The sequence below is a fragment of the Frankia sp. CcWB2 genome, assembly GCF_977927585.1.
In genome coordinates, this window is record NZ_CDWRCM010000109.1 from 11,504 (window position 1) to 12,175 (window position 672).

Here is a 672-nt window from a genome sequence, read left to right on the forward strand (position 1 = left end):
CCAGCCCTGAGGCCAGCGCGAGCTGGACGTCCTTCAACCCGAGCGGGAGACGGAAGTTGACGGGTTCGTAATCCCGGTTTCCGATCATGCGGCCATAGCCGGTAAAGACCGGGCCAGTGAACAGGTTGTCGGTGAGTACTTCGATGAACGTGGCCGGGTTCATCCCGCCGGCCTCGATGACGGCGCTCGCCTCCGCCATCGCCTCGATGCTGCAGGCGATTAGATAGTTGCCCAGAATCTTCACCAGGTTGGCGTGTTCCGGCGCGTCGCCGACCGTCCAGGTTCGCCGGCCGAGGACGTCGAACAGGGGCTGAACCTCGGCGATCGCGTCCGGATCGCCGCTGGTCACGATGGTGAGGTTGCCGGCGCGGGCGGCGTCGGTCCGGCCGAAGACGGGAGCCGCGAGGTAGCGCAGCCCGTGCTCGGCGTGCTCACGCCGAGCACGGATCGCCAGCGCGGTGCTGACGGTGGCCATGTTCACATGCAGTGCTCCGGCCGGCGCGGCGGTCAGCACCCGCGGATCGAGCAGGCGATCGGTGACGGCCTGGTCGTCCGCCAGCATGCTGAGGACGATTCCGGTGGCGAACGCCTCGGAGATGCTGGCGGGGACCGCACCGGCGGCGGCCAGTTCGGTGACGGGATCCGGTGAGCGGTTCCAGGCCAGCACGGTGT

1 protein-coding gene is annotated in these 672 nt (G+C 68.5%); it reads right to left on the reverse strand.

Going from position 1 to position 672, the window contains the following annotated elements; all coding sequences use genetic code 11:
• Positions 1–672: NAD(P)-dependent oxidoreductase (locus ACY45C_RS12900; protein ID WP_462187869.1), on the reverse strand; the 672-nt coding region annotated here is incomplete at both ends.